6 protein-coding genes are annotated in these 4,390 nt (G+C 73.0%); 3 read left to right on the top strand and 3 right to left on the bottom strand.

Features of this window, described 5'->3' with window-relative positions; all coding sequences use genetic code 11:
* The 3 genes from I59_RS00200 to I59_RS22440 form a co-directional block, all read right to left on the bottom strand.
* On the bottom strand, positions 1-573 hold a 573-nt coding region (locus I59_RS00200; RefSeq protein ID WP_022902141.1), incomplete at its 3' end, for a CE1759 family FMN reductase.
* 163 nt (positions 574-736) lie between these two features.
* The gene (gene rpsO / locus I59_RS00195; protein ID WP_022902140.1) at positions 737-1,006 is read right to left on the bottom strand and encodes a 30S ribosomal protein S15; all 270 of its coding nucleotides are present in this window, start codon (positions 1,004-1,006) and stop codon (positions 737-739) included.
* Positions 1,007-1,107: 101 nt separating this feature from the next.
* Positions 1,108-1,554, bottom strand: coding sequence for a VanZ family protein (locus tag I59_RS22440; RefSeq protein ID WP_022902139.1), 447 nt, complete (start codon positions 1,552-1,554; stop codon positions 1,108-1,110).
* Between the two features lie 103 nt (positions 1,555-1,657).
* On the opposite strand from I59_RS22440, the gene I59_RS00185 reads away from it, so the two are divergent.
* Genes I59_RS00185 through I59_RS00175 form a run of 3 tightly spaced genes read left to right on the top strand, consistent with a single transcriptional unit; the run spans position 1,658 to position 4,129 of the window.
* Positions 1,658-2,713 carry a glycoside hydrolase family 6 protein gene (locus I59_RS00185; protein WP_022902138.1) on the top strand — a complete coding sequence of 352 codons (1,056 nt, stop codon included), beginning with the start codon at positions 1,658-1,660 and terminating at the stop codon, positions 2,711-2,713.
* 50 nt (positions 2,714-2,763) lie between these two features.
* Positions 2,764-3,819 (top strand): M4 family metallopeptidase, encoded by a 1,056-nt coding sequence (locus I59_RS00180; protein ID WP_022902137.1) that lies wholly within the window; start codon positions 2,764-2,766, stop codon positions 3,817-3,819.
* Positions 3,820-3,859: 40 nt separating this feature from the next.
* Positions 3,860-4,129 (top strand): protealysin inhibitor emfourin, encoded by a 270-nt coding sequence (locus tag I59_RS00175; RefSeq protein WP_022902136.1) that lies wholly within the window; start codon positions 3,860-3,862, stop codon positions 4,127-4,129.
* Positions 4,130-4,390 lie beyond the last annotated feature (261 nt).

Below are 4,390 nucleotides of genomic sequence, written 5' to 3'. Positions count from 1 at the left end.
CGGGGANGCGTCCGCCTGCTGCGGCACCCGCCGGGAGGCCCGGACCGCCCAGGCGAGATCGGCACCGGCACGACGGATGCGCCCCTCGAGCGCTGCGGCGTCGCCCTCGGTCCCCCAGTCGTCGGTGGCCGCGAACACCCCCGTGGGCACGACGGCCGCACGGAGGTAGGCGAACACCGGCCGCAGGGCGTGGTCGATCGCGAGCGAGTGCCGCGCCGTCCCGCCCGTGGCGCCGAGCAGCACGGGCATGTCGGCGAGGGCGTCCTTGTCGACCACGTCGAGGAACGACTTCGCGAGGCCGCTCACGCCGGCGGTGAAGACCGGGGTGACGAAGACCACGGCGTCGGCCTCGACCACGGTGGCGATCGCCGTCGCCAGGGCGGGCGCGGCGAAGCCCGTGAGCATCGCGTCGATGATCTCGTGTGCGACGGGTCGGAGCTCGACGTGTGCGACCTCGGCCGGGGTGCCGTCCGCGAGGAGCGCCTCGGCGGCGGCCCGGCCGAGCCGGTCGGCGAGCAGGCGGGTGGAGCTGGGGTCGGACAGTCCGGCGGAGACGACGGCGATGGTGGTCATGATGGTTCCCGACTTTCGATGCGTTTGCATGAACATCGTACCGAACCGATCGCTCGGCGCAACCATTCCCACCCGGTCCCCACGGGCCTCCAGGCCGGGTACGGAGAACGCCCGGCCTTCCGAGGAAGACCGGGCGTTCAGCCGAGCAGTGTCTGCGACGGACTCAGCGACGCAGGCCGAGACGCTCGATGAGCGCACGGTAGCGGTTGATGTCCACGTCGGAGAGGTAACCGAGGAGACGGCGACGCTGACCGACCATGAGCAGCAGACCACGACGCGAGTGGTGGTCGTGCTTGTGCTCCTTGAGGTGCTCGTTCAGGTCGTTGATGCGACGCGTCAGAACGGCGACCTGGACCTCGGGGGATCCGGTGTCGCCCGGGTGGGTCGCGTACTCTTCGATGATCTCCTGCTTGACCTTCGCGTCAAGTGCCATGGATGATCCCCTTCCTGTCCGTTGCGCGGTGCCCGTGCCTGATGCACGAGCGCTCTTTGTCCGCGGCCGTTCGACGGCAACCGGAGAAGCCTACCAGGTCCTCAGGCCGTCCGGGGCCGCAGACGACCGCGACGGGGAGCCGGCAGGAGGCTCCGCACCAGGCCGACGAGCGTCGCGCCGAGCAGCCCTCCGAGACCGTTCGACAGGACGTCCCGCGGGTCGGACACCCGATCGGGCAGGAACGCGCCCTGGTACGACTCGATGCCGCACGACAGCCCGACGGCGACGATCGCGCCGAGCAGCCACCAGCGCCGCGGGAGCCAGAGCGCGGCCAGCATCCCGACGGGGACGAACATGGCGATGTTCGCCAGGAACTCGGTCCGGTCGTAGGTGAGCCAGCCGCTGCCGGTGAGCCGCTGCGCCCACACGATCGCGTGCTCGACGAGCGACCCCTGCGCCGCCGTGAAGACCTGCGGCGTCAGCGTCATCCGCCAGATCACCCAGGCGTAGGCCGCGGTCAGGGCGAGGAGGAGGAGTTTCCGGAGCATCCGGAGAGTGTTGCGCACCCCGTTCGGGAAACCGCTGGCCTGCCGCTGGCAGAACGCCCGGAGCCGGTCCCCGCAGCAGGGGTGCGCCTGCGAGCATGGGGGCATGACGGACCAGGGGAACCGCCCGCAGCCGAGCCGACGGTCGTCGGCGCGCCGCCAGTGGACGTGGATCGGCGCCGCGGTCGTCGCGGTCGTCACGGTCGTGGTCGCCCTCGTGGTCGTCCTCCCCCGCGGAGGGCAGACCCCGGACGGGCGGCAGGTGGTGCAGCGCCGGACGGCCGCCCAGGCGTTCCCGGGCGGCCTCGCCGTGCAACCGGCATCGGAGAACCAACCCGGACGCCGCGAGGCCGAGGCCCGCGCCGCCGGCGACGACCGGACCGCCGGCGAGATCGCCGTCATCGCCGACCAGCCGATCGCCACCTGGCTGACGGACGACTCGGTCGCGGCGACCCGGGCGACCATCCGCGACGTGGTCCGGAGCGCCCGCCAGCAGGGCCGGACCCCCGTCTTCGTGCTGTACAACGTGCCGGACCGCGACTGCGGGCACTACTCGAGGGGCGGCAGCACCACGAGCGGCTACGTGCCCTGGGTGCGTGCCGCCGCTCGTGCCATGGCCGGTTCGCACGCGGTCGTCCTCGTCGAACCCGACTCGATCGCGCAGATCGCCGTGTGCAAGCGACTGCAGGACAGCCGGCTGCCCCTGCTCCGGAAGGCCGTCGGAGCGCTGAGCGGGCACGGCCTCACCGTGTACCTCGACGGCGGCAACGAGAAGCGGGTCCCGGTCGCCCAGCAGGCGTCGTGGCTGCGGCAGGCGGGGGTCGACCGGACGCAGGGCTTCTTCACCAACGTCTCGAACTTCTACCGCGTCGACACCGAGCGGGCCTACGCCGACGAGCTCGCCGACCGGATCGGCGACGACCCGCACTTCGTCATCGACGTCTCGCGGAACGGCCAGGGGTGGCGGGGAACCTGGTGCAACCCCTCCGGCGCGGGGCTCGGTCAGGAACCGCACGTGACCCTGGGCAGCAGCCGACTCGACGCCCTGCTCTGGGTGAAGACGCCCGGCCTGAGCGACGGCACGTGCAACGGCGGACCGGCAGCGGGCCAGTGGTGGCAGTCGTACGCCCTCGGCCTCGTGGCGAACCGCAAACAGGACTGACCGGCGCTCGTTCCCGGCGCGGTGTCGGTGCCGGGTGCCAGCATCGGGACATGACCCCGACCGTGTGCCTCCGCTCCGTCGTCCCGCCGTACCTCCTCCGCGCCGTCGCCGACGCCGACGCGGCAGGGTTCCCCCGCGCGTCCTCCGCCGCGCGGACCGCACTGGCCTCGCTCGACGTCGTCCAGCAGCCGAAGCACGAGCACGCGGTGCGTCCGCAGACCGTCAGCGGCACGGTCGACCGGTCGCCGCAGCGCACGATCTCCGACGCGCACGGCACCACCACGCTGCCCGGTGACCCGGTCCGGCACGAGGGCGACCCCGACAGCGGCGATCCCGCCGTGGACGAGGCCTACACAGGGCTCGGGGACACGCACGCGTTCTGGCTCGAGGTCTTCGACCGGGTCTCGATCGACGGCGCCGGGCTCCCCCTCGACGCGACGGTGCACTACGGGCAGGACTACGACAACGCCTACTGGGACGGCAGCCGGATGGTCTTCGGTGACGGCGACGGCGAGGTCTTCGAGCGCTTCACGATCGCGGTCGACGTCATCGGCCACGAGCTCGCGCACGGGGTCACCCAGTACACCGCCGACCTGACCTACCAGGGGCAGTCCGGGGCGCTCAACGAATCGATCAGCGACGTCTTCGGGTCGCTCGTGCTGCAGTACGCGCGCCGACAGACCGCAGAGCAGGCCTCGTGGCTCATCGGCGAGGGGCTCTTCACGCCGCGCGTGCAGGGCGTCGCGCTCCGCTCGATGCGTGCGCCGGGCACCGCCTACGACGACCCGGTGCTCGGCAAGGACCCGCAGCCTGCGACCATGGCCGGCTACGTCGAGACGACCGACGACAACGGCGGGGTGCACACGAACTCCGGCATCCCGAACCACGCGTTCTACCTCGCGGCGACGGCGATCGGCGGCAATGCCTGGGACGGCGCCGGCGCCGTGTGGTGGGACGCCCTCACGTCGGAGTCCGTCACCGCGTCCATCGACTTCGCGGGCTTCGCCGGGGTCACGGTCGATGCGGCGGCCACCCGGTTCGGCACCGACTCGCGGGAGCACACCGCCGTGCAGCAGGCCTGGCGGACGGTGGGCGTCCTCGGCTGACGCTCCCCCGCGCCCACGCCGCTCGGCGTACGGTCGGGTCATGCACATCGAGGTCCGCCGGTCCGGAGGCTTCGCCGGCACCACCCGGGGCTGGCAGGTCGACACCGACACCTGCGACGACCCCGCCGCCTGGACCGACCTGGTCGGGACGCTCCCCGGCGACGTCCCGGCGCCGTCGCCCGTCGTCCGCGACGACTTCACGTGGACGATCACGCTCGAGCAGCGCACCGTTTCGATCCCGGGCAGCCGGCTCGACGGTCCGTGGGCGGCCCTCGTGACACGCGTCCGCGACGAGGGCGACACCGTCTGAGGCGCCGCCGCGTCGGCCGGACCGGAGGCGCAGCATGCGTCCGCCACGCGCCTCCCGTCGGGCGCCGGTCGCGTCGGCCGCGCGCCGGACCGGAGGCGCGGCGCGAGCCGGCCAAGCGCCTCCCGTCTGGCACTCGTCGCGTCGGCCGCGCGCCGGACCGGAGGCGCGGCGCGGTTCCGCCACGCGCGTCCGGTCAGGCACCCGTCGCGTCGACCGCGCGCGGCACGAGTCCGACGAAGCGCGGCTCGATCGACACGTGCG

It is taken from the genome of Curtobacterium sp. B8, from assembly GCF_000333315.1.
Classification (GTDB): Bacteria; Actinomycetota; Actinomycetes; order Actinomycetales; family Microbacteriaceae; genus Curtobacterium; species Curtobacterium luteum.
Note: the sequence above shows the minus strand (reverse complement) of the source record. Positions and strands in the feature narration are given on the sequence as shown.

Coding starts and splice junctions, on each gene's coding strand:
- rpsO (WP_022902140.1), bottom strand. CDS start 1,006: ATGGCACTTGACGCGAAGGTCAAGCAGGAGATCATCGAAGAGTACGCG.
- I59_RS22440 (WP_022902139.1), bottom strand. CDS start 1,554: ATGCTCCGGAAACTCCTCCTCCTCGCCCTGACCGCGGCCTACGCCTGG.
- I59_RS00185 (WP_022902138.1), top strand. CDS start 1,658: ATGACGGACCAGGGGAACCGCCCGCAGCCGAGCCGACGGTCGTCGGCG.
- I59_RS00180 (WP_022902137.1), top strand. CDS start 2,764: ATGACCCCGACCGTGTGCCTCCGCTCCGTCGTCCCGCCGTACCTCCTC.
- I59_RS00175 (WP_022902136.1), top strand. CDS start 3,860: ATGCACATCGAGGTCCGCCGGTCCGGAGGCTTCGCCGGCACCACCCGG.